Consider the following 25,719-nt stretch of genomic DNA (forward strand, 5'->3'; position numbering starts at 1 on the left):
CCGCGAGCCTCGCATGATGGAGGCTCGTGTCGACGACGCTCCTGTCGGAGAAGCTGCTGCCGGCGCGGCGCTTTACGGGCTGGGCGGCGCGCCGGCACCCGGCGTCGGCATGATCGGCGTGCCGACATCCCAATGCTCGACCAGCTTGGCGTTCTTCACCCGGAACATGTTGAAGATATAGGCTTGTTTGAGCCGCCCCGTGGCGGGATCGGGAAGCTCGCGCGCGGTCAGCATCATGACCCGGTCGCCCTCTGCCATCACCGAGATCGTCCGGGGCGCTGGCATCGCCTTCATCGCCGGCATGGCCTGGAACATCCGGATCAGCTTGTCGCGCGGGGTCCCCGGTCCTGGCAAATTGGCCAACTGTTCGGCATGCTGGACATAGTCGGGGCTGAGATATTTCTCGGCGATCGCCTGGATCTGCGTGCTCGTGGTGCCCGATGCGTCGGCGGTATTGAGCGCCTGGTAGAAATCGAGCACGACCTGCTTGTTCGCGGCCTCCGCCGGTACGTCGTGCGCAAAGGCTGGCGATGCGGCCGCCAGCAACGCGGCATACGCAATGCCGGCCGGTTTGAGCGTGGCAATGATCTTCGGCATGATGTCTCCTGAGTTGCGCACCACGATCAGTCTCGCGGTTCGGGAACGAGGCCGGCATCGGCGCTGACGTTCGGATCGCCGAGCTGCTCCTCGCAATTATACTCGGCGAACACCGCCTGGTGCGGCGACCAGCCGAAGGTCCGCACGATCGTCCACGGCGCCGTATAATAGGTCGGGTCGACGATCGTCGTGACGACTTCGAGGAACGGCATCTGACCGCCGTCGCTCACCTTGCGCATCCGCTGGATCAACTTGCCGTCCGCCGACAACGGCGTCCCGTCGACGTCGAGCCAGATCGCCTGTTTAAAGTCGGACGTCTCGACGACGAGCGTGCCGCCGTCCCAATGCCCGATCGAGCGGCCCATATATTGCTTCTGCGTCGGCAGCTTCACGCCCTGCGGATCGAGCGAGATATACCAGCGGCCGTGATATTCCTCGAACAGGACCTCGACATGATCCTTGTTCTGGATGATCGAGAACGGGAAATTCAGATCGCGCTGCCATTGCGGCCCCGGTGGGCGGCAGACCGCCGACGCGTTGATGAACGGCTTGCCGACCTTGAGCGAATTCACGCGGCGCGCCAGAACCTTGGCGCCTGCCATCGTGTAGGGCGCGGGTGCGCCGTACATGTCGCGTTGCGACCGAAACTGGAGCGGCTGGTTGTTGACCCACGTCCCCTGCAGGTCGCGCGGATCCGCCGTGGGCATGACCGCATCGGCGGGCAATGGCGGCCGAGGCGGTATCAGGCCGGGCCCCGGTGGTGGCAGATCGGCGACGATCTTCTGCGCATCGGTCAGCACCCGTTCGGTAAGCGCACCCGGCGGAGGACCACCCGAGGCGCCCGGCGGCAACTGTATCTGGCCACCCGCGGGCGGCGGTCCCGGCGGGCCCTGCTGAGCCTGGACCGATGCGGGGGTCACGGCCAGCATGAGCGCGGCGATCGGCGTGACGGAAAACGGGAAGCGGGTCGTCATGCGGAGAGGCTCCAGATCAGGGTGCGGCCGCGTCATTTGGAAAACGCAGGCTGCTTCGCGGCAAGCCGATCGAGGCAGACGTCCTCGGCGAAGACTGCGTCGGGTTGCCGTTTGTAGGTCACGACCGCGCTCCACGGCTGGGTGAAGAACGCCGGATCCTCGATCGTGATACGATCTTCGAGCGTGTCGGCGTCGACGAGGCGGTAGCGTTCGGTGACTTTCAGGTCATAGCCGTGCGGCACCAGGTCATCGATCAGCGTACGATCCGATCCGCCCTGCATGACCGAGACCAAAGTATCGCCTTCCCAATGCCCTTTGGACTTGCCGGTCATCGTCGGCACGAGCCCCTGCCCCATCAGATCCGGCTGGGGCGGAACCCCGACATTGATCTGGCGGAGCGCGCGGTTCCATTCGTAATCGAAGGTCACGACACCCTGCCGGTTCCAGATCTTGAACCGCATCGGCGTCAGGGCGAGCCGCGGCACGCCTGGGTTCGAGCAGCGCGAGAGCGTGATGTCGTAGTCGTCGAACTTGCGTTGCGCCCTGAGCGTCTTGTTCGCCTCATAGGCCTTGCGCCCCTCCGCGGTGAACGGCACCGCGCCGGCAATCGGCTTGAGCACCGTCGTCGGCGTCGCGATCTTCCACACGCCCTCCAGGTTCGCGCCCATCGGCGGCGCCGACTGAGCGCAGGCCATGCCAGCGACACCTAGCACCGTGCCCGCCAGCGCAATGCGCACAATCCGTCGGGTCATTTTGTGACTAATCGCCATGTCGCACCCTTTAATTGCCGCCGGCACGGGCCGCTTCGGTGTCCGAAAAGCTCTTGCCGCTCGCCAGTTTCACGCTCGCCATCGCGCCGCCCGGCTGGCCGCTGATATTGGGGTGAAACGTGACCTTTACCTTGTCGCCGCGCTTGAAATCGCGCGGCGTCAGTCCCTGCTTGGAGAACATCAGCGGACTGCCGCTGATGATCGACATCTGCTTTTCCTTGCCCTTCTCCAGGTAGATCACGACCATCGAGGAGTGCGGCGCACCCCAACGAAATTCCTTGAGCGTCCCTTCCGCCGACACGGTCTGGTTCATGTCATAGGCTGCGAAGGAATGATGTGCGATCGCGGGCCCAGCCACGAAGCCGACGCTCGCAGCCAGCACGGGCCAGCAAAACCGGGATGCCTTCAACGCATTCATGATGATACTCCAGGCGTGCAGGGTCGGCGCCGGGGCGTTGGCACGCGCCGCGAAGGCCGGACCCGCACCCGGTGCAGGATCGCGGCGTCACGGCCTGCATCGACACGGATCAGCGCATTCACGGTCAGTCGCCCCTCTCCAATCCCCGCCAGTTATCGTACGGGTTCGGATCACAACGCTATGGGACCGCGCCTTTGCAAGTTAGCTGCATCATCTCCGTCGCGACGGCTACGCGACCTTTCGATAGCTGTCGGCGGGGTGCTGCATGACCTCCATCTTGAGACGCGCGAGCGCGGTGACCGCGCCGACGTCGCCGAGCTCGATCGCCTGGAGGATGCGACGGTTGATCGCGGTGACGTCGCGCAGCTCCATCGGCGGCAACGGATCGGCCGACGCGAAGATGCTCGCGACGCCGAGCGACCGGACCACGATCGCGAGCAGCGGATTGCCGCTGAGTTCGAGCAGGTGGTTTTCCAGCGCCAGTGCCTCGAACGGATCGGGCATCGGCGACGACGGAAAGCAGGTGATCGGTACCGCGCCCCCAGCCTGGACGCGTCGCGCGGCCAGGACGGACGCCTCGCCGACCAGAAACGCGATCGCCTCCTTCTCGTCCGACGCCGACATCGCACTCGCCATCAGGAATGGCGCCAGCAGGCGGATGACGCCGGTGGGTGCCGCGGGCGGTGCCAGTTCGGCCCCCTTGCGGCCTTGCCGGCAGCGGACGATCCCGAAATCCTGCAGGATACGCCTGGCCTGGCGCACGACGGCATCGGTGTAGCCCAGACGCTCCGCCGTCTCCCACTCGGCTTCTTGTGCCCCCGCGCGGGCGGTCAATTCACGGGTCATCCGCGCGGCCAGCGCCATGGCCGACTTGCGCCCGGACAGCGAGAAAGCGCGCTCTGCGACCTCGAGCGTGACGACGGGCGCATCGCGGCGCACCGGGCCGGCGAGTGCGTCGAGCCGCGCGAAGGCGTTGGTCAGATCACCCTGCCGGATCATGGCGTCGAGCGCGTCATCGCGCGCGGGGGCGGAGTCTCGTTGCGACGTCCGCACGAGCATCTCGGCCAATTTCGCCAGCAGCGCCATCGTCGTATTGCCGGTCTGTTCGGCGAGGTCGGCGGCGAAGCCCCAGCCCCCGGGCGTCGTGACGGGTTGCGGCAATGTCGGGTGCCGCTGAACCGCGGCGTCCACGATCATCCGCCAGACGAGCAGCCGAAACTCCTCGATCAGCGCGAACGTTTCGCCGGTGAGCGCAAGGTACATCAGCACAGCACCGACGACGTCCTCAAGCGCGGGGGCCGCGACGAACAGGCCGCCGCCGGGCCCGCGACGGACGTCGAGCAACCCGCGCGCCTCCAGGATGGTGATCGCCTCACGGAATGCCGGCCGCCCCAGCCCGAGACTCGTGCGGACGTCGGGCAACGCACCGAGCGAGCGGCCAACCGGCCAGCCCTGCCCCAACAGGCACATCTCCATTCCATGGACGGCTTCATGCGCCAGACTTGCGGGCATCTGCGCGCCGAGCATGCAGGCGCTGATCCGCTGCAGTTCATCCGTGCCCGCGCCAAAGACGCGTTCGGCCGTCATCGCCGCCAGATGCGATCCACGATCGGGGCGATATTGTGCGATGTTGGTCATTGCTTCAGGAATTCCGCATTGAGGATGACGGTAACCGTGCCGACCATTCGCGCCATCGGCTGCTGCGTGAACTGCCTTGTGTCGATGACCATCTTGTCTGTGAAGCCGATCACCGCCAGCGTGATCGCCGATGGCTTTGCGGGGTTCCAGAGCAGCGTGCCGTCGCGCACACCGAACCGCAGCACGTTGTACGAGATACCGCGATGACGCACCCGCGCGACCGCCGACGCATGTTCGAGGTCGACGTGATACGTTCCCGCGGGCGCGGCCGACGGGTCCTTGCTGGCGGGCGCCATGGGTCCGGGTTGCGGCCGACCGGCGGGTGGCCGGTCCTGCGCCTGGGCGAACCCGGCAAGGCACAGCGGCACCGCAGCGACGCCGATCCACGATCTCATAGCTCTTCGCATCATCACTCTCCATCATCCGTCCACGCGCGGGTCCGGTCTAACGCTGGCCCTGCGCTCGCCAGGGTGGCGAACGAGGGCGGTGGCAGCTAGCCGGACCTATCCGTTTGGACGGGACCTTCGGACGAGGCCCAAGGTATGGGACTCACTCCTCTCGTGTGAACCATTCAGTCATATTTGCACACTTCGGTCAAGTGGCGGCAGATGCGTATCGGCCTTTCCGGCGCCATAACTGCACGCGGCGCGCGTGGACGCAATCCCGCGATCGACGGGTCCGATTTTGGCACAGCAAACGGCCGCGATAGGGCCGTGCAGGGGTCGTTGATTGGACCCGGCGGAAGGATCGCCGCATGGCGCGGCCGACCTAAATAGAAACGGCCGCCGGTTCTTCGCCGACGACCGTTGGTTCCTGCCTGACGGGGTGCCGCCTGCGACGCACGATCGCGTCGCCGGGTTCGTCAGGCCGGTTCGATCACCCGGTGGCTGTTCATCGCGACGCCAACACCCGGCCCCGTGAAGTGCACCATCTCGGCGTCGGTATATTCGAGGATATCTAGGTCGGCGATGCCGTTGACGATGTGGAACGACAGCGGCAGCTGTTCGAACGTCGCGCGGTGCCAGTTGAGCGAGCCCTTGCCCGTCCAGCGGCGGAACGCGAACTCGTCGAAGTTGATGTTGGCGACCGCGCCGCCGCTTCCCGCCAGCGCCGCCGAGGTCGTGACATACGCGACGTCCGCGCCCTCACGCCCGCCGGGGCTCGTGCGCGGCATGTACTTGTAATACATCTGCGCGCCGCCATTCGAGCCGGGCAGCTGCTTCGTCGGATTCTGCTCCTCGACCAGATCAGTCAGCGCGATGTCGAAGAATGTGTGATCGTACCAGCCGGCGTCGCAGGTCGCGCGGCCGGCGGATTCATCGAAGGCGATCTCGCTGAAATTTGCGAACATCTTGGGGAAGCCGAGCTCCTCGCGCCCGGTCATGATCGCGTCCGGCTGGCCCTCCCAGATGATCGGGCAGAGCGCGCCATCGAGCCGCTCGGTCTTGCCCTGATAGGTGACCGGGAAATCGATCGACAGGATGCCGTAGCCGCGTCCCGCCAGCCAATAGAGATTCTTGAACCAAGCGCAGCTCACCGAGACGATCGGATCGCCGCGCAGGCTGAATCCGGCCGGGAGCAGCTTCTCGAGCTTAGCCGGATCGGTCCGGTAGCCGATCTTCATCCAGTGCGCGGTCATGTCGCCCGCCTCCTCGGCGGTCCACATCCGCCCTTCGGCATGTTGCCGGGGGCCTGGCGCCGGGCCGAACATGATCGGCATGCGGTAGCGGGAGGCGGCATTGGGAATGAATGTCATGGGACAGGTTCCATTGCGGTTGAAGAGGCGGAAGGTGAATGTTGAGAGGCGCTGCGCTCAGGGTGCGCTCAGGCGGCGATGTTGCGGTGCGCCAGCTCGGTCCAGGCGCCGAGCAATGCCGCGGCCTTGCCGGTACCGAAGACGTGGCGGTCGGGCCGGATCAGCACCGCGTCCGCGCCCACCTTTGTCAGCCAGGCGTCGATCGGTTCGGCAAACTTGCGAAGTTCCGGCGAATCCAGGCTGAACATGCGTACACCCGCACCGGCCGGATCGATGGCCGACCGCGCGATGAGCACGGCATCGAGACCGAAGAGCGAGTCGAGCCGCTCACCGTCCTCGCTCACCGGTTGCGGGAACAGCGCGCCAGCAAAGGCGGTTTCGGTCAGATGACCGCCTGTCAGATCGGGATACAGGACCGACACGTCCTGCGCGCCGGACGATTTCCGCGCGAGCATGTCGCGGTTGCGCTCCGCGGCCGCCGTCTCGTCGAGCAGGCAGACGATCTGGCCCATCGCGATCGCCGTGCCGATGATCGCGCGGACGTGCGGCTCGCGTTCCTGCTGATAGCTGTCGAGCACGGCGTCGTCCGCGTCGCCGCAGACGATGGCGGCGATCTTCCAGGCGAGATTGGCGGAGTCGCGGATCCCCGAGCACATGCCCTGACCGGCAAAGGGCGGCATCTGGTGCGCGGCATCGCCGGCGAGCAAGACCCGCCCGTCGCGCCACCGCTTGGCGACCAGCGCGTGAAACCGATAGACGGCCTTGCGCTCGATCTCGATGCGATCGGCGCAACCCCATGGCGCCAGCAGTTCGCGGATGCGCGACTCGTCGAGCATGTCCTCCGCGGTTTCGCCGGGCTTGATCATGAACTCCCAGCGGAAGCGCTTGCCGCTCATCGCCATGTGCGTCACCGGACGCTTTGGATCGCAGATCTGCTGGCAGACGATCGGCAGGTCGCCCGGTTCGTCGATGATCGTGTCGAGCACCAGCCACGGCTCGTCGAAATTATAATCGTCCAGCGTGATACCGAGCGCCTCGCGCACCGGGCTCCACGATCCGTCGCATCCGACGAGGTAGCGCGCACGGATCTCGCGCGACGTCCCGTTGTCGGTGACGCTGACGGTCACGCCGTCCGGGTCCTGCACCAGCCGCTCGAACGCGACGCCGGTCTGAACGCGGACGCCGAGCTCGTACAGCCGGTTGCGCAACACCGCTTCGACCGCCGGCTGGTGAAGCGCATAGGTTTCGGCCCAGCCGAACGGCCCGACCTTGGCATTCTCGAAGTCGAGCAAGACCTGCCCGCACGCCGTATGGAACTGATACCGCTCGGGTGCACGGCATAGCGGGGCGATCCGTTCGGCGACGCCGATCATCTGAAAGATTCGCATAATTTCGTGATCGAATACGGCCGCGCGCGGGAGCGGGAATGGAGTCGGCGAGCGTTCGACGACGACCACCGACACACCCTGGCTCTGCGCGAGCGCCGCGAGGACCGCGCCGACCGGGCCCAGGCCGACGACAAGAAGATCACAATCGAAATCACTGGTCATGACGATCGACGTTTCCCTGACAAGGGCGGCACGGGGACCTCCGCTGCCGCCGGCACGTCCGAAAGGCACATGATCGCTACCGGTCGGCGGCCCCGACTGACGGGCGCCACGAACCTGGCACAGCTTTCAGAATCCCTCTCCGGACTTTGTTGAACCATACAGTCATATTTGGACGACATGGTCAACTGGAAACGCATGATTCGAGACGCGGGCGGCGGCTACTCCAGCGTAGTCCGCGCCGCGGCCTTGGTCGCAGCGGCGGCGCTCTCGCTGTCGACGCCGAGCGCCTTGAGCACGCCGCCCATCAGCGGGATGATCCGCGCGATGAGGCGCTTGACCGATTTCTGGCGGTCGATCGAATCCTGCAACATCACGAGCATCGCCCCGACCATCAGCAGCGTCGCGGAGTCGGCCGGGATGCCCTTGAAGTGGCCCGACTCCAGCCCCTCGCTGATGATCTCGCGCGCCTTCACGTTGAGCGGCGCATTATTCTCGAGCAACGCCGTCGACAGCTTGAGCAGCGCCGCCACGCTTTCGGGATGATCGATCGCGAACCGCAGGATGACGAACGCGCCGCGCGCCAGCCGCTCGGGCGGCGGGGTCTGGTCGTCGACCGAAGTGTCGAGCAATTCGGCGACATGGCCGCGGACCATCTTGAACAGTTCGTCGGCCAACGCCTCCTTGCTGTCGAAATGATTGTACAGGCTGCCCTTGGCGACCTCCGCCGCCTTGGCGATGTCGTCGATGCTGACGCTGTCGATCGACCGGGTCGCGAACAGACGCTGTGCCGCCTCGAGCAGCGCGACGCGGGTGCGGTTTACCCGGCGCCCCGCGGTTTCGCCCGGTTTGCGGGCTGTATCGAGCTGGCCCAACAACGACGGCGCCTGCTTCGTACCGTCCGTGAGTCGAGGGCGAGCGGCCATGGCGAGTTCCTATCGATATGGTACAGCACGGTCGCGCCGGTACGGTTGCAAATACGCGGTCAGAATTGACCAAGGCGTCCAATTACAGACCTTGTCCGGACTCGTCAAAATGTGACGCGCACGCCACCGCGCAGCGTCCGCGGTTCGACCACGCGACTGAGCCGCCCCTCGACCGGCGCGGCGTCGAAGCTCGGGATGTAGGATTGGTACAGATAGGCGATGTCCTTGTCGTGGCTGTCGAGAATGTTCAGGACCTCGGCATAGACCTGGAACTTGCCGAACGTGCGCGCGGCGCGGACGTTGACGACGTTGCTGCCCTTGTCACGCTGCGAATTGTCCTCGATCAGGGGATACGGGCCGAGATGTCGCAGGCGGACGCTCGCCTCCCACGGCCCCCGGATGAACGAAACGCCCGCTGCGGCCGCATTCTCGAACGCGTTCGGAATATAGTCGCCAGTGTCGTAGCGCGCGTGGCTGGCCGTGTAGTTGCTGTCGATCGCGAGCCACGGGAAGGGTCGCCAGAACGCGACGATCTCATAGCCGTGGCGCTTGCTCGCCGCGCTCGGCTCGACCGCGTTCGAATCGCCGACGAACCGCAACTCGCTTCCGAGATCCAGCCACCAATAGGTCGTCGTCAGCGTGACCTTGCTGAACTGGAACCGAGCGCCGAGTTCCTTGCCGGTGCCCGAGACCAGCACCGGGACGGGCGTGGTCGTCACCGCACCGCGCACGTCGTTCGAATGGAAGCCCCTGCCCCAGGCCGCATAGAGTTCGACATGATCGCCGATCCGGTACGCCGCCTGCGCCTTGGGCGACAGGATCGCGTCCGATCCCGACCCCTGCCCCAGCGCCGCCGCTTCGGCGTCGAGCGCACGCACCGAATAATGATAATAATCGCCGCGCAGGCCGCCGATCAGCCGCAGCCCCTCGACCGGTCGCCAGGTCGCCGAGCCATAAACCGCAGCCGAGGCTTCATCGACGGTGTAGAGGCCGAGCGAGTTCACGAACTGGCGCGCGATCGTGTGCTGCACGCCGACCCGGTCGATCGTGTCGTAGCGGTTTTCGGTGCCGATCGTGACGTCGATCGCAGGCGAGATCGTCCAGTCCTTCTCGCCGGTCAGCCCGTAGACCCTGCGCTTGTCGACCTGATGGATCTGCGCGCTCGTGCCCGTCGCGTCGAAATATTCGGGGTTCGAATACATGTCCCAGGCATAATATTGGCCGTAGGCGTTGATGCGCCAGCCGGGGCCCGAAAGCTTGGCGTTGGCGACATAGCGCGTGGTCTCGCCGGTGGCGGTCGGATCGGGCGAGCAGAATTCGTTCGCACAGCTCGCCAATCCGATAATGCGTTCGGGGATCTGCTCGGTCGGCTTCCACGTGCCGCGATAGCCGTGGAACGTGAGTTCGAGCTCGGCAGATCCCAGCGGTTTCGCATATTTCAGGAAGCCCGCATAATGGCGCAGATGCTCGGGTTGCTGCCATGGCCCGTCATAGACGCGGATCTCGCCGACCGCGGTCAGATCGCCGCCCGCGACGTTCCTGATCGTTCCCCCCGCGGCGATCCGACGATGGCCGTACGACCCCGCCTCGACCGATGCCCAGGGCCGGGCATAGCGATCGATCGTCGTCATGTAGGCAGCGCCCGCCATCGCGAAGTCGCCGCCATCCGCGCGATACGGGCCTTTGCGGAAATCCTCGCGCGCGATGATCTCGGGGATCAGCCCGTTGAGATCGAGATAGCCCTGCCCGTGGCCGTGCGTGCGGAAGTTCATCTGCACGCCGTCGATATAGGTCGTGAAGTCCGACCCGTGATCGAGGTTGAACCCGCGCAGGAAATACTGGTTGGCCTTGCCGCTGCCCGAATGCTGCGCGGCGACCATGCCGGGCACCGCCTCGAGCAGTTCGGCGACGCGCAGCAACGGCCGCACGAGCAGGTCCGACCCGCTGATCGTGCCCTCGCTGGCCGATTGCGCGGTCCCGATCTTGAGCTCGCCGCGACCGAAGACCACGATGTCGCCAGCCTTGGCCTCGTCCGCCGACGGGGTCGCAGGACTGCTTTGCGCGAGCGCGGGCGGCGCCGCGATCTGGAGCAGGACACAAGGGGCGACGGTCGCAAGCGCGCGGCGGATCGATGGTTTCAAGAAAAATACCTCAAAGGACGGGAGCGGACCCCTGACGCCGTCGTTCGGACGGCAGTGGATAGGCTCGCTGTGGACGCGTGCTTTCTGAGGTCATTCCGAGACGGAACGCTCGCGCGTTACGGTTCGAACCGATGTTCTGTAACGCCGTTTAGCCCCGTTCTGCAGGCGACGAGCGCGACGCCCGAAACGCGAGATGCGCAACCGGCGGGGGCCGGCTGCGCATCGGGTCTGTTCGGTACAGGTCGGGATCGGTCAGGCGAGCGGGTAGGAATAGCCGATCCAGCGACCGAGGAAGACGATGACCAGCCAAAGCGTGAGCGAGCTGAACCCGGCGATCTTCGCGGCGCGCGGCGTCGGCAGCCGATCATCCCAGTCGCCGATCCTACGGTACGCGGTCATGTGGAAGATCGCCATGTTGATCCCCGCGATCAGGATCGTCAGCAGCTTGAAGCGGAACGGCATGCTTTCATAATAGCCGGTCGCGTTGGACAGGAAGAGCAACATCCCCGAGATCAGCGCCATCACGAACGCGACCCAGGTAAAGGGCAGCATGTCGACGATCAGCTGGCGCGCGCCGCGGCGGTGCGAGGCCACGCCGATCAGTCGCAGGTCGACGATCGCGATCGTGCCGACGACCGCCGCGATCATCAGGACGTGGACGCTCTCGATCCACGGAAACAGCGTCGCGCTTTCACGGATCGTGGTCCCGATCGTGGAATCGTACAGCGTCTGCATGAGCGCGTTGGGCGGCACGGTGTCCGGCATCATGGCATGGTCTCCGGAAGAATGGGGGGTGTCACTGGTAGTAGGCGATCCAGCGACCGCAGAAGACGACCGCCACCCAGATCGCAAGCGACGCCCAGGCCAGCGGCTTTACCAATGCGGCGGCGCGCGCATGCTCGATGCGGTAATCGGGGTGCAGGATCGGATAGCGGAACAGCAGGGTCAGCACGAAGCCGCTGAGCACCAGCGCCATCTTCGCCCAGAACACCGGGTTCATCAGCACGCGGTAGGGCTCGCCGAGCCCAAGGACGAACCCACTCGCCAGCAGCAGCGCGAGCGACGACCGCATCCAGGGCAGATGCCGCTTCACCACGACGCGCGGCGCCTCGTCGGTCGCCAGCACGCCGGCCAGCCGCAGGTCCATCACGATCGCCGCGCCGACGACGCCTGCGATCGCGATGATGTGGATGCTCTGGACCCCGGGGATGATCCAGCTGGTCTCGCGGATCGCCGTGCTGACCGGGGTGCCGTAGAGGTGGTTGGCGAACTTCGCGACTGACATGATCTGGTGTCCTAAGTCTGGCCGGCCTGAGTCTGGCAGGCCCGAGTCTGGCAAGGTGGTCCGCTCGGGTGTCTGTGAATGTGGCAGGACGAGCCCTGCCCCTTGGCCAATGACCCGCGTTTGTGCGGAGCGCGCGTAGAGAACCGTTCCTCTACGATCGCGCTACCGTTACACAGGCCGTTGCAGGGGGTCAGATCGGGTAATGGCCCGGCTGCGTCTCGATCGTGATCCAGCGCAGTTCGGTGAACGAGTCGATCCCGGCCTTGCCACCGAACCGGCCATAGCCCGAGGCCTTGGTGCCGCCGAACGGCATCTGCGCCTCGTCGTGCACGGTCGGGCCGTTGATGTGGCAGATGCCCGACTGGATCTGCCTGGCGACGCGCAGACCGCGCGCGGTGTCGCGCGTGAACACCGCGGACGACAGGCCGTACGCCGTATCGTTCGCCAGTTCGATCGCATGCGCCTCGTCACGCGCGCGGATGATCCCGACGACGGGGCCGAAGCTCTCGTCCCTGAACAGCTTCATGTCGGGCGTCACCTTGTCGATCACATGCGCGGGCATCAGGACGCCGGTCGCAGCGCCGCCGACCAGCGTTTCGGCGCCTTGGGCCAGCGCGTCGTCGATCAACGCCGTCACCGTATCGACGGTCTTCTGGTCGACGACCGCGCCCAGCGGAGTCTTGCCATCGCGCGGATCGCCGCAGGGCATCGCGGCGACCTTGTCGCGGAACTTGGCGGCAAATGCGTCCGCCACCGCCTCGACGACGATGATCCGCTCGGTCGACATGCAGATCTGGCCCGAATTCATGAACGCGCCGAACGCCGCCGCCTTCACCGCTTCGTCGAGATCGGCGTCGTCGAGCACGATCAGCGGCGCCTTGCCGCCCAGTTCGAGCAGCACCGGCTTCAGATGCTCCGCCGCGCGCTTCGCGATGATCTTGCCGACATGAGTCGAGCCGGTGAAGTTGATCCGCCGCACCGCGGGATGATCGACCAGCGCGCCGACGATCTCTGCCGCATCCTCGGGCGCGTTGGTGACGATCTGGACCGCGCCGTCGGGGAGGCCCGCCGCCTGGAACGCCTCGACGATCAGCGCGTGCGTGCGCGGGCATTGCTCGCTCGCCTTGAGCACCGCGGTATTGCCGCACGCGAGCGGCATTGCGATCGCGCGGACGCCGAGGATAATGGGCGCATTCCATGGCGCGATCCCGAGCATCACGCCGACCGGCTCGCGCATCGCCATCGCGATGCAGCCGGGCTTGTCCGATGGGATGACCTCGCCGGTGATCTGCGTCGTCATCGCGGCGGCCTCGCGCACGATCCCGGCGGCCAGCGCCAGATTGAACCCGGCCCAGCCCTGCGTCGCGCCGATCTCGCCCATCATCGCCGCGGCGAACTGCGGCGCGCGCGCTTCCAGTTCAGCCGCCGCTTTCATCAGCACGGCACGGCGCGCATTAGGGCCCAGGCCCGACCAGATTGGGAACGCCGCGTGCGCCGCATCGCAGGCCGCATTGGCATCGGCGACGGTCGCCGCATGGACCGTCGTCGCGACCTCGCCCGTGACCGGATTACGTCGCTCGAAGGTGCGCGTGCTCTGCTGCTCGGTGCTCAAACCCGACATCTCGCTCTCCAGAAATTACTATCGTTGTAACGGGCCAGCGCGCGCCGCCGATGTTCCGGCTGGCGCGCGCCCTATCTCAACGTTCGTTGACGAACCGGTTCTCGATCGCGCCGAGCCCGTCGACCGAAACGCGCACGACGTCGCCGTCCTTCATGAAGCGGTTGCCCGCGATACCGACGCCGGCCGGCGTACCGGTCGCGATCAGGTCTCCGGGCTCCAGCGTCATGACCTGGCTGAGATACGCGATCTGGTCATAGATGTCGTAGATCATCTCGCTGGTCGACGCATGCTGGCGTTGCTCGCCATTGAGTTCCAGCACGATCGTCAGCGCGTGCGGATCGGCGATCTCGTCGTCGGTGGTGATCCACGGGCCGATCGGGCCATGCGTGTCGAACGACTTGCCGAGCGTGAAGGTCGGCGAGCGGAACTGCCAGTCGCGCGCGGTCACGTCGTTGCACACGACATAGCCCGCGATCATCGACCGCGCCTCCTCGCGCGATACATGGCGGCAGCGCTTGCCGATGACGACGCCCATCTCGGCCTCGTAATCGACCATGTCGGGGCCCACCTTCGGCACGTCGACATCGGCGAACGGGCCGTTGATGCACGTGACCTGCTTGTTGAACCAGATCTGCGTCTTGGGCGCGGTCACGCCCGCGGCCTCGGCCTCGTCGACATGCGACTGGTAGTTCATGCCGATCGCGAGATATTTGCGCGGATCGGCGATCGGCGCTTCGAGCACGACATCGGCCAGCGCGAAGGACGGCGCATCGAGCGCCCCGATCGCCGGGCGCAGCGATTCGAGCTGTTCGAGCAGCAGCCGCATCGAGTGGCCGGCGTCGGGCGCCGCCGTGCTGATGTCGATGATCCGGTCATCGACCACCTTGCCCAGACGGGTGCGGCCTTCAACGGTAAACCTGGTAAGCTTCATCGGATCGATCCTCTCAGACTAATGTCGCGGCAGAGCGCGCAGCGGGTGTCGGCGGCCGTTCGAGCGCCCCCAAGACGACATCGGCTCGGCCACCCCACCTTGCTTTTTTTCTTGACTAAGTCGTCCAACGATGACTGTCTAGTTCAAATAGAGCATTGCTGTCGCGCGCCAGGTCCTACGCCCGAGCGGCGGTCGGATTGGCCCGGTGCAGCGATACCGAACCAACAGGATGGAGGAGAGGATATGGCAACCGGATCGGTCGAGGCGGGGTGGCTGCCGGGCAGGCCCAGTACCGAAAGTGCGCGCTACACGCGCGTCGCGATGTGGCTGCACTGGGCGATCGCGGTCCTGATCCTCTGGAACCTGGTCAGCGGGCTGCTGGTCTGGGATCTCGCCGCCGGTTTCTTCAAGACGCACAGGGCGTTTTACGGTTTCGGCCTGACCTCGCATCTGTCGGCCGGGCTGACCGTGCTCGCGCTGACGGTCGTGCGGATCGGCTGGCGCCTGCTCCACGAGCCCCCGCCCTACCCCGACACCATGACGCCGTGGGAGCGGCACGCCGCGCATGTCGCGCATTTTCTGCTCTACGCGGGCATGATGCTGATGCCGCTGACCGGCTGGTCGATCCTGTCGGCGCATCCCCCCGCCGGGTCCGCCGGTGTGAAAGTCGCCCGGCCACCCATGGCTGCGTCGCCGATGGCCGGACCCGCCAATGGCGCGCCGGGTGCGCCTCCTGCCGGCGCCCCCAAGGGGCCCCCGGGAATCTGGTGGGTGATCCCGCTGCCGGCGATCACGCCGATCGCGAACATCGGCATCGAGCCCGGCGGCGTCGAACCGCAACACGTGCTGCACGACGAGTTTGCCGAGTGGCACAAGATCGGGGGCTATCTGATGATCCTGCTGCTGATCCTCCACATCGGCGGCGCGCTGAAGCACCAGTTCCTCGACAAGGAGCCCGAATTGCAGCGCATGGGCTTCCGGGATCGCAGGCATCGTCCGGAGTGACCGACTGAGAAAGGGCTGCCGGACCATGTTCGGCAGCCCTTTTTCTCCAGATTAGTTGAGGAGGATGGCCCGCGCGACCGGGCGGATCCTGCCGTTAGTCAGACGGGCGCGCGATCGGGACGGTTCGACCGCACGTGTTTCGGTCGCCGAAGGCGCCTCCAACCGAGCCAGATGCCGCTCACCGACGTCACCAGCCCCAGCAGGGACAGCGCCCACAGCGCGATGTCCCAGACCGGGCGATGCAGCGTCAGTATCGTCAGATCCCATTTGTGCAGCAGGTCGAACAGCCAGCGATAGGCGCGTCCGCGCGCGTCGATCGCGCCGAGCACGCGGCCGCTCGAAGGATCAAGATGCACCCAGGTCCGCGCCGCATCGTCGAACCGGATGCGCACCACGGGCAGTTGGGGCAGACCGTCGAGCGCATACCAATAGGCATCGGGCGCGGTCAGCCTCTCGGCGGCGAGGATACGCGCCCCCGGCACCAAGGCTGCCGGCGCGATTACGGGCGTGAACGGGGCGAGCGTTCGGGCGTCGACGATCCGCGTCCCGGCGGGCCAGCGGATCTCGAGCATCGGCCGCCCGCGCACCCAGGCGAGCTCGACCTGTTTGGCGCCACGGGCAATCCGCGCGAGACGCGCCATGTCCGGCGGCTTCGCCCAGCGCGCACCCTCATACCGCGCCTCGGCCTGTACCGAGACGCCACCGCCGCCGAACAGCCGGAACGGATCGACCGACAGCCAGCCGCTGAAGATCCAGGTGAGCAGGAACAGGCCACCGATCAGCCCGGCCCAGTGATGCCACAGCATCCACCCGCGATAGGGCGTCATCCGCCCGTCGCGGTAGCGTCTGCGGCCGAAGCGCGTGCGCAGGATGCCGATCCAGAACCCGGTCAGCCCCGCGACGATGCACGGCCCCGACACCCACATCACCACCTGCCGCCAGACCGCATTGTCCTGCCGCACGACCGTGAAATACAGCCAGTGCGGGACCGATCCGAGCCAGTTCCAGAAGCGTTCGGTACGAACGGTATCGAGGACCACCGCGCCGGTGCTGCCGGAGATATACAGGACGCGCGCATCGGGCCCCGCCAGCGTCGCCTTCCATAGCGGGCGGTGGCGGTCGAACGCGCCCGATACGGTCCACTGGTCGCGCTCGATCCGCTGCACGCCCGTCACCGCATCGCGGCCGAACCGCCCGGCGATCGCGCGCGCCTGGCCCTCGGTCGGCGGCGTCTGCACGGTGCCGTCGAGCGCCGAGATGCTGCGGTCCCGGCCATCGTCGCCGGTCACCCGCCAGACGGGAAGCGCATCGCGCATCTCGAGCAGCAGGACGCGCGGTGGCGCATCGACCCCGGCGGTGCGCAACAACTTGCCGGGGACCGTGCGGACCAGCGCCCAGTCGATCGTCGGCAGGCCCGCGAGCCGCTCACGCGCGGTGAGCGCCGGAAACGGGACATAGATCATCACCAGCCCCGACAGGAACCACATCGCGAACAGGACGCAGCTGCCGATGCCGAGCCAGCGATGGCCGATATAGAGCCAACGCTTCAGCCAATGGCCGATCGCCGGGCGCCGGGCGCTAGAAGCGGGCGCGGAGCGAGACATCGATCGAGCGCGGCCGGCCGAGGATCCATTGCTGGTCGTTATAGGTCGTCAGCGCGTAATCCTTGTCGAACAGGTTGTAGACGTGGAGATCGAGCGCAAGCTCGGGCCTGAGCGCATAGCTGAGGCTGCCATCGACGACCGCATAGGCCGGCACGCGGAACAGGTTGGCATCATCCGAGTAGCGCGCGCCGACATAGCGCAGCCCCGCCCGCGCGCCGATCTTCTGGCCGGTCCAGTTGAGCCAGAGGTTCGCCGCCGTCTGTGGCACGTCGGTGGGCACGTTGCCGGTGTACGTGTTCGCGCCGCTGACGAAATCGTCGTAGCGCGCCTTCAGGACGGTGCCGTTGGCATCGATCAGGAACCCGGCGGGCAGCGCGACGCGGACGGTCGCCTCGATGCCCTTGGACGAGCGTTGGCCGATCTGCTCGACCGGGCTGGTCGGCGTTCGCTGCGCGACCAGATTATGCTTCACAATCCGGTAGGCGGACAATGTCGCCGACACGCGGCCCTCCAGAAAGCTGCCCTTGATGCCGCCCTCGATCTGCTCGCCGGTCGCGTTGGTGAAGTAATATTGGCTGGCCGCGGTCGAATAGGTGGTGAGCGTCCCCAGCGGATCGACGCCGGTTACATATTGCGCATAGAGCGAGGTGTTGGGGGTCGGCTGATACACCGTGCCGACGCGCCAGGTCGTGTTGTCCAGTTTGCGTGACGCGTTCGCCCCGCCGTTGAGCGCCGGCACCTCGCCGGTGATCGCGTCGCCGGTATAGACGAAGGTGTAGCGCGAGACCGTATCGCTCTCCGCCCGGACGCCGCCGACGATCGACAGCTTCTCGCCGATCTTCAGCCGGTCCTCGGCGAACAGGCTCCACTCGACCGTCCGCGTGCGATAGCGCGGCGCGATGCCCTGCGTGTCGTAGAAGGTGCCGGGATCGAACCGGTAGGGATCGACGAAGTCCTCCTGCAGCGCCGATCCGAAATCATGCGAATAGGTCAGCTTGACGAGGTTCACGTCGAACCCGACGACGAGATCGTTCGCCACCCCGCCGCCCAATGGCGTGGCGAGCTTGATCGTCCCCTGATCGCCCCACTGCCTCTGGTCGTGGACGATGCCCGTATTGTCGGTGCGATAGATCGTGCCGGGCGTGCCCGACGTGCTGTTATACCCGCTGGGGCAATTGCCGCTCGCGTCGATCCAGCAATAGTTTTCGAGGTTCCGCCAGCGCCGCTTGCTCGTCATGGTATAGCCGACGTTGCTGACCGTGACCGTGTCGCTCGGCGACCAGTCGAGCGTGAGCGACAGGCGATTGTCCTTCGACCACATCTCCGCGTCGGCCACGTTGTAGTTGCGTTCGCGGATCGCCGTGTCGAGCTTGCCGTCGATCAGCGGCGTGCCGAAATATTTAGACGGGTGGACGCCGCCATAATCGTCGCGGAGCGTCAGCGAGAAAGTATCGCTCGGCGCGAACCGCAGCGCGCCCGACAGCGCGAGGCTGTGCGATCCGCCGCGGTCGACATAGCCGTCCGACCGTCGGTAACTCGCATCCACCCGGTAGGAGAGGACCGGGTCGATCGGTCCGCCGATCCCCGCCGCGATATGCGCGCTGTTCTGCGAGCCATAGCCGAGCTCGGCGTCGATCCGCGTCCGATCGCCGCTCGGCCGCTTCGAGATCACGTTGACTGCGCCGCCGAGCGAGCCCTGCCCGTACAGGACCGAAGCGGGGCCGTTGAGCACTTCGATCCGGTCTATCGTCCAGGGATCGGTCGGGAAGGTGATCGTACCGGCGGCCGGAAACAGGCGGATCCCGTCGACGAGCTGGAGCACCGAGCCCTGTCCCGAGAAGCCGCGTGCGGCGAGCGCGGTGCCGCCATTGCCGGGGCTGGCCACGCTGGTGATCCCGGGCGCACGGGTGACGGCGTCGACGACGCTCATGTCGCCGCGTGCGCGCACATCGTCGCCGTCGAGCACCGCGACGCTGGCGGGCGTCTCCAACACGGTCAGGCCGAGCCGGCTGCCGGTCGCCGTCTTGGTCTCCAGCGACACGGTCCGACCGACCACGAGAATGTCCTCGCGGTTGGTATCGGCCGGGGCGTCGCCCCCCTGGTCCGGGGCGGACGAAGCCGGTGCGATCGCGACCTGCTGCGGTGGCGTATCGACGTGGGCGTGCGCCGCGCTAGCCAGTCCCGCTACGATCGCGAGGCTCGAGCCGGCATATCGCAAGATCCGTATCGATCGCGTCAAGTCGATCCCCCTTCATGGTCCGTGGCGGGGGTCCTGAGACGAAATCGGCCGCCGGCGCCAGTACCGTACGGTCACCTTGCCGGATCGAACGTGCGGTCGAATACCGTTGCGCGTTTGAATACAACGACATGGCTAGTTGGCCGGATGCGACGAATTGCGGGCGCCGGACGAGCGTTCGGGTTGCCAGATGCTCTCGGCGCGGATCGGCCGCGCCAGCACGAGCGAGCTGCCGAGGTTGAGATTGCCCAGCGTCCGCACCTCGAACAGCGCCTCGAACGCGCCGCCGCCGCTGTTCGCGTCGATCGCTTCGAGCTGCTGCTGGTCCGCGGCGATCTCCGCCATCTGGACGACGGCCGCATCGCGCGTGCCGGCGATGATCAGGATGCGGTTGCCGCTCGGCCCCACCATGCTCGCGATATAGCCATAGTCGCGTTGCGGCACCTTGCCGTCCGCCACCACGCCCCAGTCCGATTTGAACCGCCGGCCGGTCGCCTTGTCGATCAGCTCGTCGAAATTGTCGCCGATCTTGAAGCCCGATGCGCGGAACAGCGGATCCTGCAACGCGCCGAGCCCGCTCAGGAAACCGAGATAGACGATATTGGCGGCCTTGAAGATCTCGGGCTTCACCTCCGACATGGTCTCGACGCCGGGACGTTCGCCGCTGCCCTTGTTGGCGGCGTTCAATATCGGCAGCAGGCTGCGCAGGCCATGCCCGACGCTGACCGGCAGATAATGCAGGTTCACGTCGACATAGCTGCCGACCTTGTCCGGGTTGAGCATCAGATAGCGGTCGAGCTCCTCGCGCGAGTTGATCGCGAAGTCGCGCATCAGCCGCGACACGACGATCCCGTCGGCCGCATCGCCGAAGATGTAATAATCGCCCAGCACGAGCAGCGTCGGCCGCTTGTTGTCGGCGATCGGCCGCCACAGGTTGCTCTTCACCGCGCCGTCATCGCCCGACGATCGATTGACATAGACGATCCAGGCGAGCGCATTGACCAGCGCGAGCGCGAGGAGGGCAAGCCAGATGCGGTTGACCCGCCGTTTCGGCGGCGCGACGGGGGGCTCGGGTGGCATCGCGATCTCGTCGGCCGCGGGCGGCGATGCGAGCACGACCCGGTATTCGCCGAGCGGGATCGAGATCCAGTCGGGATCGCCGGGGACTCGCGCATAATGTTCGGCGAGCTTGCGACGAAGGCGGTGGATATAGACGCGCACCGAGGCGTCGAGCATCCCGTCAAAATCATGCGTCTTGTCGAAGACGTCCTGTGCGATCTCGATCTCGCGCGGGATGCGCCCGTCCAGCGAGCGTTCGACGAGGAAATCGAAGAGACGGATCAAGGGCTCGGACCGGCCGAGATCACCGCTATCGCGAACGCGCTTGGCTTCTGCGGCCAGGCGCTCCCGATAGTCTGTGTCCGTCGCCGTCATTCCGCGTGGCTATCAGCCTTTGTCGGCCGGGCAAGCGCAAACATTCCCGTCGCGGCGCGCCCGACGGTTTCGTAACCTGTACGTTACCGTTCGGTGCTGGACGCAGGGCGCGCGCTGGATAGACGACCGGCGGCATGACGCCCCCCCGGACCTTCGCCCGCGCCGTAACCCGGCGGCGGCTGCTGTGGATGATACCGCTGTTCGTGCTCGTCGCGGCCGTCGTGACGCACGGCCTGCGCGATCGGGCGATCGCGGCGCAGGTGCTGCGGGCGGACCCCGAGGCGATCCTCGGCGACCCGACGTTGCGCGATGCCGCGATCGCTGCGGGACAGCCGGTCTACGCTCAGCATTGCGCATCGTGCCACGGCGCGGCCGGCAAGGGCGACAGGACGCTGGGCGTTCCCGACCTGACCGACGACGAGCATCTGTACCGCGAAGGTACCGTCGCGCAGATCGAGGATATCGCGCGCTACGGCATCCGTGCGGGCAACAAGCATGGCTGGAACCTCGCGGTGATGCCCGCTTATGCCAGCAAGACCCCCGATGCGGCCGAGCCGCTGCCACCGCAGACCCCGGCGCAGATCGAGACGCTGACACGGTTCATCCATGCGTTCACCGCTGGCGTCACCGATCCCGCCGCACAGAAGCGCGGGCGCGACGCGTATAACAAGGCCGGATGCTGGGATTGCCACGGTCGCGATCTGGGCGGTGACGGCGCGATCGGCGCGCCCGCGCTCACCGACGACATCTGGCTCTATGGCGGCTCGATCGCTGACATCCGCCGGTCGATCAGTCGCGGCCGCGCGGGCATGAGCCCGGCCTTCGCCCACAAGCTGACCCCCGCCGAATTGCGCAACGTCGCGGTCTACGTCGCCTCGCTGGCGCCAACCCAATCGGACAGGAAATGACCCAGGATACCGCTTCCCCGACCCCGGCCCAGCCTCCTGCTGGCGCGCTGTGGGACGTCCATAAACCGGTCGGCCGGCGCTCGATGCTGCTGGCTGCGATCGGCGCTCTTCTAGGGCTCGGAATCGCCGGCTATGGCCTCTTTACGGCGCAGGGCACGCGAACCGCATCGATCCCGGCGGAGGACGCCGCGCTGGTCAACGCCATTCCCGTGCTGCGCGCCGACCTGATCGCGCAGGTGACCGCGCTGTACAGCGTGCCCTATGCGCAGACGACGCGGCCGCAGCGACAGAAGGTCCTCGACGACGTGGTCCGCGAGGAGCTCTATGTGCAGCGCGGCGTCGAGATGGGTCTGGCGAACGACGACATCGACGTGCGCCAGGCGCTCGTCCAGTCCACCGAAGGCCAGATCGCGCAGGACGCCGCCACCGCCAAGCCGGCCGAGGACGAACTGCGCGGCTGGTACACCGCACACCAGGGAAAATACGCGAGCGAAGGCCTGATGACGTTGCACGAATGGCGGGTGCCGGCGGGTGCCGATCCGCAACGCGTGGTGGCGGCGCTGCGGAGCGGAACCGCGCCCGACGCGCTGGGGTTGAAGACCACCGGCCGGGTCGATGACGGCGAGGAATTCTACTTCGCGGCGCAGGAGCATCTCGGCACGCGCGTCTTCGCGGTCGCGCGCGGTCTGGCCAACGGCGCGGTCTCGGACCCGATCCCGACCCCCGACGGGGTCCATATCGTCCAGATGATCCGCAACACGCGGCCGGTCGCGACGCCCTATCCCGAGGCACGCGATCAGGTGCTGCGTGATTTTCTCGCGGACAAGATCGCGCGGCTTCAGGAGGGCAACAAACGCTTCCTGAGAAAGCGCGCCGACATCAAGATCGCCGCGGACCTGCAATGACGATGCGCATCATCGTCCGGTGGCTGCTCGCGTTGAGCGCGACGTTTATCTGGCAGCTCGCGCCGGCCAGCGCACACACGCGGTCCGAATCGCATTCGACCTGGCTGGTCGACGGCAGTTCGGTCCATCTGACCTTCTCGGTGTCCGATCTCGAAGCGCGCCGGCTGACGACCGATGGCCGCCCCCCCAACACCCCGCAGCTGATCGCGTATCTGAAGCCCAAACTTGGCGCCTCCGCGCAGGGCAAGGCCTGCGCGCTGACCGGCAAGCCGCGCCCGGTCGCCGCCGTCACCGGCTATCGCCGCGTCGAGTTCTTCTACGATTGCCCATCCGCCGAGGGCGTGATGCTCCACGACGGCGCCTTCTTCGAACTGGTGCCGACGCATGTGAACCTGGCGCAGATCCAGACCGCCAAGGGCGATTTCGTCGAGGACGTCCTCACCGCCGACTCCCAGACCATCGACCTCGGCAAGGCGCAGGGCGGCGAGATCGAAGGCGCCGGGTTTGTGACCTTCGTGAAGATGGGGCTGATGCACATCTTCACCGGCGTCGATCATATGAGCTTCCTGCTCGGGCTCGTGCTGATCTCGCGGCGGTTCAAGGATCTGATCTTCGTCATCACCGGCTTCACGCTGGGGCATAGCCTGACGCTGGCGCTTGCCGTCACGGGAATCATCCGCCCGCACGCCGAGTTCATCGACGCGCTCGTCGCGCTGACGATCGCGCTGATCGGGGTCGAAAATCTTGCGGTGCAGATCCAGCGGCCGGGGCTGTTTGCGCTGTGGACCGGCGGCGCACTGCTGGCAATGGCAGGCCTCAGGCTGCTCGGTATCGGCCTGCTCCCGTTCACGTTGCTGCTGGGCGCAGGGCTGTTCGCCGCCAATTACCTGATGGTAGCGGGTCATGTCCGCGATGCCGGTCGACTGCGGCTCGTCGTCACGCTGATCTTCGGCCTGATCCACGGCTTCGGCTTCGCCGCCGATCTGCTCAACGAATCGATCCCGCCCGCCAAGCTCGCCGAACTGCTGGTTGGGTTCAACCTTGGCGTCGAGATAGGTCAGCTCACGGTCGTCACGACGCTGGTGGGGGTCGCGGCGCTGCTCCGGCGGGTCAGGCTGACATTGCCGAGGCCGATCGTCGTCGATGTGTGCGCGTCGTTCCTGGTGCTGGAGGGCGTGTATTGGTTCGTCAGCCGAAGCTTCAGCTTTGCCTGATCCCGCACGTCTATCGTCCGAGCGCGGTGTGCGAAAGATGCCGTTAATTCATGCACCTATCTTGGGGCCGGGTGGCTGCTAGTTTCGGAAGGTAACGTTTTGTGTCCGGATCATTTTTTTCGGACGGCATGGCGATCATGACGATCCCGATGTGTTCGCGCTCGACGAGCTGTACGTCGACTTCGACGCCGTGACTGCGCATCGCGCCACGCCGCATTTCCAGCGCTAGCTCGCGGCGATCAACGAGCTTGCCGAGCGCAGCGCGGTCGTACTTGATCCCGTCGCGGTCGCCTGATCCAACCGACAATGTACCAAACGCGCGCGCCGCGCGGCCGTTACAAACGCTTACCTTTGCTTACCCGGCGAGCATGTTTGGCGGAAGGCGCAGGGCCTAGCTCGGGAGGACCATAGAAAGGTCCTTCCCATGATCGCACTCGAACTGGCCGCCGCCCTGCTGGGCATGGCCGCTGCGCCGCAATATATCCAACCCGACCGCTATTCGGCGACCGTCCGCCCCGCCCCTCGCGCCAAGACGGACCAGCGCCAGACCCGCAAGCGCGCGCCAATCGCGGGCTGCGGCAAGACCGACAAGGGCTACGACGCTCGCACCGGCACGTATCGCGACGCCCGCGGCAAGCGCCAGCACTGCCCACGCTGAGCCGGCCGTGACCATGATCCCATCGACCGCGCGTGTGACCGCCACGCTCCTGCTGACCGTGGCGCTTACCGGCTGTGGCACGTCCAAGGACACCATGCCCAAAATGCCTCCGTCCGAGGTCGGCGTGGTCACGCTGGCGACGCAGCCGGTCACGACCACGACCGAGCTGACCGGCCGTACGACGGCCACCGTGACATCGGAAGTCCGTCCGCAGGTCGACGGGATCATCAAGGCGCGGTTGTTTACCGAGGGCACGCTGGTCCGGGCTGGCCAGCCCTTGTACCAGATCGACCCCCGCCTGTACCGGGCGACCCGTGACGAGGTCGCCGCGCAGCTGACGAGCGCGCAGGCGTCGGCCGCCACCGCCCAGGCCAAGGTGAAGCGATATGGTCGGCTGCAGAGTGCCGACGCGGTCGCGCGGCAGGACGTCGACGATGCCGTGGCGACATCGCGTCAGGCCAGCGCCAGCATCGCACAATATCGCGCCTCCTTGCGCACCGCGAACGTCAATCTCGGCTTCACGCGCGTCTATGCGCCGATTTCGGGGCGGATCGGCCGATCGACCTACACGCAGGGCGCGCTCGTCACCGCGGCGCAGACCACGGCACTGGCGACGATCTCGCAGCTCGATCCGATCTTCGTCGACATCCAGCAATCGAGCAGCGCGCTGTACGATCTGCGGCAGAGCCTGGCGACGGGCGAAGCGCTGCCGGCCAGCACCACCGTGCGCCTGTCGCTTGAAAATGGTCGCAGCTATCCGCAGACCGGCACGATCCAGTTCGGCGAGGCGGTCGTCGATACCACCACGGGCACCGTGACGCTGCGCGCGCGGTTCGCAAACCCGAAGGGGCTGTTGCTGCCGGGCATGTTCGTGCGCCTGACCGTGCCGCAGACCATGATCCGCAACGCGATCCTTGCGCCGCAGCAAGGCATCACGCGCGATGCCAAGGGCAACGCCACCGCGCTGGTCGTCGGTACCGACAACAAGGTCGCGCTCCGCCAGGTCACCACCGCACAGGCGGTGCGCGACACATGGATCGTCACCGCCGGACTGAAGGCCGGCGACCGGCTGATCGTCCAGGGCGTCGACAAGGCACAGCCCGGCGCGACCGTAAAGCCGGTCACCGTCAAGCTCGGGACCACCAACTGAC

The 25,719-nt window shown here is 66.5% G+C and carries 24 protein-coding genes; 6 read left to right on the forward strand and 18 right to left on the reverse strand.

Features of this window, described 5'->3' with window-relative positions:
- Positions 1-72 precede the first annotated feature (72 nt).
- The 14 genes from EV283_RS17280 to EV283_RS17345 form a co-directional block, all read right to left on the reverse strand.
- Positions 73-597, reverse strand: coding sequence for an ester cyclase (locus EV283_RS17280; RefSeq protein ID WP_130327523.1), 525 nt, complete (start codon positions 595-597; stop codon positions 73-75).
- A gap of 26 nt (positions 598-623) precedes the next feature.
- The gene (locus EV283_RS17285) at positions 624-1,571 is read right to left on the reverse strand and encodes a hypothetical protein (RefSeq protein WP_130327525.1); all 948 of its coding nucleotides are present in this window, start codon (positions 1,569-1,571) and stop codon (positions 624-626) included.
- A gap of 32 nt (positions 1,572-1,603) precedes the next feature.
- Positions 1,604-2,323, reverse strand: a complete 720-nt coding sequence (locus EV283_RS17290) for a hypothetical protein (RefSeq protein ID WP_242616048.1) — start codon at positions 2,321-2,323, stop codon at positions 1,604-1,606.
- Positions 2,324-2,351: 28 nt separating this feature from the next.
- Positions 2,352-2,759, reverse strand: a complete 408-nt coding sequence (locus tag EV283_RS17295) for a DUF6152 family protein (protein ID WP_130327529.1) — start codon at positions 2,757-2,759, stop codon at positions 2,352-2,354.
- Positions 2,760-2,987: 228 nt separating this feature from the next.
- Entirely contained in the window at positions 2,988-4,397 is a 1,410-nt protein-coding gene (locus EV283_RS17300; RefSeq protein WP_130327531.1) for a hypothetical protein, read from the reverse strand.
- Positions 4,394-4,792 carry a hypothetical protein gene (locus EV283_RS17305; RefSeq protein ID WP_130327533.1) on the reverse strand — a complete coding sequence of 133 codons (399 nt, stop codon included), beginning with the start codon at positions 4,790-4,792 and terminating at the stop codon, positions 4,394-4,396. Before EV283_RS17305 ends, EV283_RS17300 begins: the two co-directional genes overlap by 4 nt.
- Positions 4,793-5,259: 467 nt before the next feature.
- The gene (locus tag EV283_RS17310; RefSeq protein WP_130327535.1) at positions 5,260-6,153 is read right to left on the reverse strand and encodes an acetoacetate decarboxylase family protein; all 894 of its coding nucleotides are present in this window, start codon (positions 6,151-6,153) and stop codon (positions 5,260-5,262) included.
- 68 nt (positions 6,154-6,221) lie between these two features.
- Positions 6,222-7,703 (reverse strand): bifunctional 3-(3-hydroxy-phenyl)propionate/3-hydroxycinnamic acid hydroxylase, encoded by a 1,482-nt coding sequence (locus EV283_RS17315; RefSeq protein WP_130327537.1) that lies wholly within the window; start codon positions 7,701-7,703, stop codon positions 6,222-6,224.
- 218 nt (positions 7,704-7,921) lie between these two features.
- Positions 7,922-8,626 carry a TetR/AcrR family transcriptional regulator gene (locus tag EV283_RS17320; RefSeq protein ID WP_130327539.1) on the reverse strand — a complete coding sequence of 235 codons (705 nt, stop codon included), beginning with the start codon at positions 8,624-8,626 and terminating at the stop codon, positions 7,922-7,924.
- Between the two features lie 104 nt (positions 8,627-8,730).
- Positions 8,731-10,767: a TonB-dependent receptor gene (locus tag EV283_RS17325; protein ID WP_242616049.1), complete on the reverse strand. Its 2,037-nt coding sequence runs from the start codon at positions 10,765-10,767 to the stop codon at positions 8,731-8,733.
- 252 nt (positions 10,768-11,019) lie between these two features.
- Positions 11,020-11,535: a DUF6644 family protein gene (locus EV283_RS17330; RefSeq protein WP_242616050.1), complete on the reverse strand. Its 516-nt coding sequence runs from the start codon at positions 11,533-11,535 to the stop codon at positions 11,020-11,022.
- A gap of 28 nt (positions 11,536-11,563) precedes the next feature.
- The gene (locus EV283_RS17335; RefSeq protein ID WP_130327541.1) at positions 11,564-12,052 is read right to left on the reverse strand and encodes a DUF6644 family protein; all 489 of its coding nucleotides are present in this window, start codon (positions 12,050-12,052) and stop codon (positions 11,564-11,566) included.
- Positions 12,053-12,242: 190 nt separating this feature from the next.
- Positions 12,243-13,673 (reverse strand): aldehyde dehydrogenase, encoded by a 1,431-nt coding sequence (locus tag EV283_RS17340; protein WP_130327543.1) that lies wholly within the window; start codon positions 13,671-13,673, stop codon positions 12,243-12,245.
- Positions 13,674-13,749: 76 nt separating this feature from the next.
- Complete coding sequence (locus tag EV283_RS17345; RefSeq protein WP_130327545.1) at positions 13,750-14,604, reverse strand: fumarylacetoacetate hydrolase family protein; 855 nt, start codon at positions 14,602-14,604, stop codon at positions 13,750-13,752.
- Between the two features lie 243 nt (positions 14,605-14,847).
- Between EV283_RS17345 and EV283_RS17350 the strand changes: the two genes are divergently transcribed.
- A complete protein-coding gene (locus EV283_RS17350; protein WP_130327547.1) occupies positions 14,848-15,609 on the forward strand; it encodes a cytochrome b/b6 domain-containing protein in 762 nt (253 codons plus the stop codon).
- A 98-nt stretch (positions 15,610-15,707) separates the two neighbouring features.
- Here EV283_RS17350 and EV283_RS17355 read toward each other — a convergent pair whose 3' ends face one another.
- From EV283_RS17355 to EV283_RS17365, 3 genes are all read right to left on the reverse strand, one after another.
- A complete protein-coding gene (locus tag EV283_RS17355) occupies positions 15,708-17,213 on the reverse strand; it encodes a PepSY domain-containing protein (protein ID WP_130327549.1) in 1,506 nt (501 codons plus the stop codon).
- On the reverse strand, positions 17,188-19,452 hold the full coding sequence (locus EV283_RS17360) for a TonB-dependent receptor (RefSeq protein WP_242616051.1): 2,265 nt from the start codon (positions 19,450-19,452) through the stop codon (positions 17,188-17,190). Before EV283_RS17360 ends, EV283_RS17355 begins: the two co-directional genes overlap by 26 nt.
- Before the next feature lie 132 nt (positions 19,453-19,584).
- Positions 19,585-20,883 (reverse strand): helix-turn-helix domain-containing protein, encoded by a 1,299-nt coding sequence (locus tag EV283_RS17365; RefSeq protein WP_130327551.1) that lies wholly within the window; start codon positions 20,881-20,883, stop codon positions 19,585-19,587.
- A gap of 134 nt (positions 20,884-21,017) precedes the next feature.
- On the opposite strand from EV283_RS17365, the gene EV283_RS17370 reads away from it, so the two are divergent.
- From EV283_RS17370 to EV283_RS17380, 3 genes are read left to right on the forward strand one after another with little or no spacing between them, the layout of a single operon-like run.
- Positions 21,018-21,791, forward strand: coding sequence for a c-type cytochrome (locus tag EV283_RS17370; RefSeq protein ID WP_242616052.1), 774 nt, complete (start codon positions 21,018-21,020; stop codon positions 21,789-21,791).
- Positions 21,788-22,696 carry a peptidyl-prolyl cis-trans isomerase gene (locus EV283_RS17375; RefSeq protein WP_130327553.1) on the forward strand — a complete coding sequence of 303 codons (909 nt, stop codon included), beginning with the start codon at positions 21,788-21,790 and terminating at the stop codon, positions 22,694-22,696. Before EV283_RS17370 ends, EV283_RS17375 begins: the two co-directional genes overlap by 4 nt.
- Positions 22,693-23,910, forward strand: a complete 1,218-nt coding sequence (locus EV283_RS17380; RefSeq protein WP_130327555.1) for a HupE/UreJ family protein — start codon at positions 22,693-22,695, stop codon at positions 23,908-23,910. The genes EV283_RS17375 and EV283_RS17380 overlap by 4 nt, the downstream gene beginning before the upstream one ends.
- A gap of 43 nt (positions 23,911-23,953) precedes the next feature.
- Here the strand turns inward: EV283_RS17380 and EV283_RS19265 are convergent, their stop codons facing one another.
- A complete protein-coding gene (locus EV283_RS19265; protein ID WP_165391830.1) occupies positions 23,954-24,217 on the reverse strand; it encodes a hypothetical protein in 264 nt (87 codons plus the stop codon).
- A 117-nt stretch (positions 24,218-24,334) separates the two neighbouring features.
- Here EV283_RS19265 and EV283_RS17390 point away from each other — a divergent pair, with 117 nt between their 5' ends.
- Positions 24,335-24,568 carry a hypothetical protein gene (locus EV283_RS17390; protein ID WP_130327557.1) on the forward strand — a complete coding sequence of 78 codons (234 nt, stop codon included), beginning with the start codon at positions 24,335-24,337 and terminating at the stop codon, positions 24,566-24,568.
- 13 nt (positions 24,569-24,581) lie between these two features.
- Positions 24,582-25,718: an efflux RND transporter periplasmic adaptor subunit gene (locus EV283_RS17395; protein WP_165391835.1), complete on the forward strand. Its 1,137-nt coding sequence runs from the start codon at positions 24,582-24,584 to the stop codon at positions 25,716-25,718.
- Position 25,719: the final 1 nt, after the last annotated feature.

The organism is Sphingomonas sp. BK036, assembly GCF_004216825.1.
Lineage (GTDB): Bacteria > Pseudomonadota > Alphaproteobacteria > Sphingomonadales > Sphingomonadaceae > Sphingomonas.

What these genes read in the sequence shown, in the direction of transcription:
- EV283_RS17280 (WP_130327523.1), bottom strand. Translation starts at nt 597, where the DNA reads ATGCCGAAGATCATTGCCACGCTCAAACCGGCCGGCATTGCGTATGCC.
- EV283_RS17285 (WP_130327525.1), bottom strand. Translation starts at nt 1,571, where the DNA reads ATGACGACCCGCTTCCCGTTTTCCGTCACGCCGATCGCCGCGCTCATG.
- EV283_RS17290 (WP_242616048.1), bottom strand. Translation starts at nt 2,323, where the DNA reads ATGACCCGACGGATTGTGCGCATTGCGCTGGCGGGCACGGTGCTAGGT.
- EV283_RS17295 (WP_130327529.1), bottom strand. Translation starts at nt 2,759, where the DNA reads ATGAATGCGTTGAAGGCATCCCGGTTTTGCTGGCCCGTGCTGGCTGCG.
- EV283_RS17300 (WP_130327531.1), bottom strand. Translation starts at nt 4,397, where the DNA reads ATGACCAACATCGCACAATATCGCCCCGATCGTGGATCGCATCTGGCG.
- EV283_RS17305 (WP_130327533.1), bottom strand. Translation starts at nt 4,792, where the DNA reads ATGAGATCGTGGATCGGCGTCGCTGCGGTGCCGCTGTGCCTTGCCGGG.
- EV283_RS17310 (WP_130327535.1), bottom strand. Translation starts at nt 6,153, where the DNA reads ATGACATTCATTCCCAATGCCGCCTCCCGCTACCGCATGCCGATCATG.
- EV283_RS17315 (WP_130327537.1), bottom strand. Translation starts at nt 7,703, where the DNA reads ATGACCAGTGATTTCGATTGTGATCTTCTTGTCGTCGGCCTGGGCCCG.
- EV283_RS17320 (WP_130327539.1), bottom strand. Translation starts at nt 8,626, where the DNA reads ATGGCCGCTCGCCCTCGACTCACGGACGGTACGAAGCAGGCGCCGTCG.
- EV283_RS17330 (WP_242616050.1), bottom strand. Translation starts at nt 11,535, where the DNA reads ATGATGCCGGACACCGTGCCGCCCAACGCGCTCATGCAGACGCTGTAC.
- EV283_RS17335 (WP_130327541.1), bottom strand. Translation starts at nt 12,052, where the DNA reads ATGTCAGTCGCGAAGTTCGCCAACCACCTCTACGGCACCCCGGTCAGC.
- EV283_RS17340 (WP_130327543.1), bottom strand. Translation starts at nt 13,673, where the DNA reads ATGTCGGGTTTGAGCACCGAGCAGCAGAGCACGCGCACCTTCGAGCGA.
- EV283_RS17345 (WP_130327545.1), bottom strand. Translation starts at nt 14,604, where the DNA reads ATGAAGCTTACCAGGTTTACCGTTGAAGGCCGCACCCGTCTGGGCAAG.
- EV283_RS17350 (WP_130327547.1), top strand. Translation starts at nt 14,848, where the DNA reads ATGGCAACCGGATCGGTCGAGGCGGGGTGGCTGCCGGGCAGGCCCAGT.
- EV283_RS17355 (WP_130327549.1), bottom strand. Translation starts at nt 17,213, where the DNA reads ATGTCTCGCTCCGCGCCCGCTTCTAGCGCCCGGCGCCCGGCGATCGGC.
- EV283_RS17365 (WP_130327551.1), bottom strand. Translation starts at nt 20,883, where the DNA reads ATGACGGCGACGGACACAGACTATCGGGAGCGCCTGGCCGCAGAAGCC.
- EV283_RS17370 (WP_242616052.1), top strand. Translation starts at nt 21,018, where the DNA reads ATGACGCCCCCCCGGACCTTCGCCCGCGCCGTAACCCGGCGGCGGCTG.
- EV283_RS17375 (WP_130327553.1), top strand. Translation starts at nt 21,788, where the DNA reads ATGACCCAGGATACCGCTTCCCCGACCCCGGCCCAGCCTCCTGCTGGC.
- EV283_RS17380 (WP_130327555.1), top strand. Translation starts at nt 22,693, where the DNA reads ATGACGATGCGCATCATCGTCCGGTGGCTGCTCGCGTTGAGCGCGACG.
- EV283_RS17390 (WP_130327557.1), top strand. Translation starts at nt 24,335, where the DNA reads ATGATCGCACTCGAACTGGCCGCCGCCCTGCTGGGCATGGCCGCTGCG.
- EV283_RS17395 (WP_165391835.1), top strand. Translation starts at nt 24,582, where the DNA reads ATGATCCCATCGACCGCGCGTGTGACCGCCACGCTCCTGCTGACCGTG.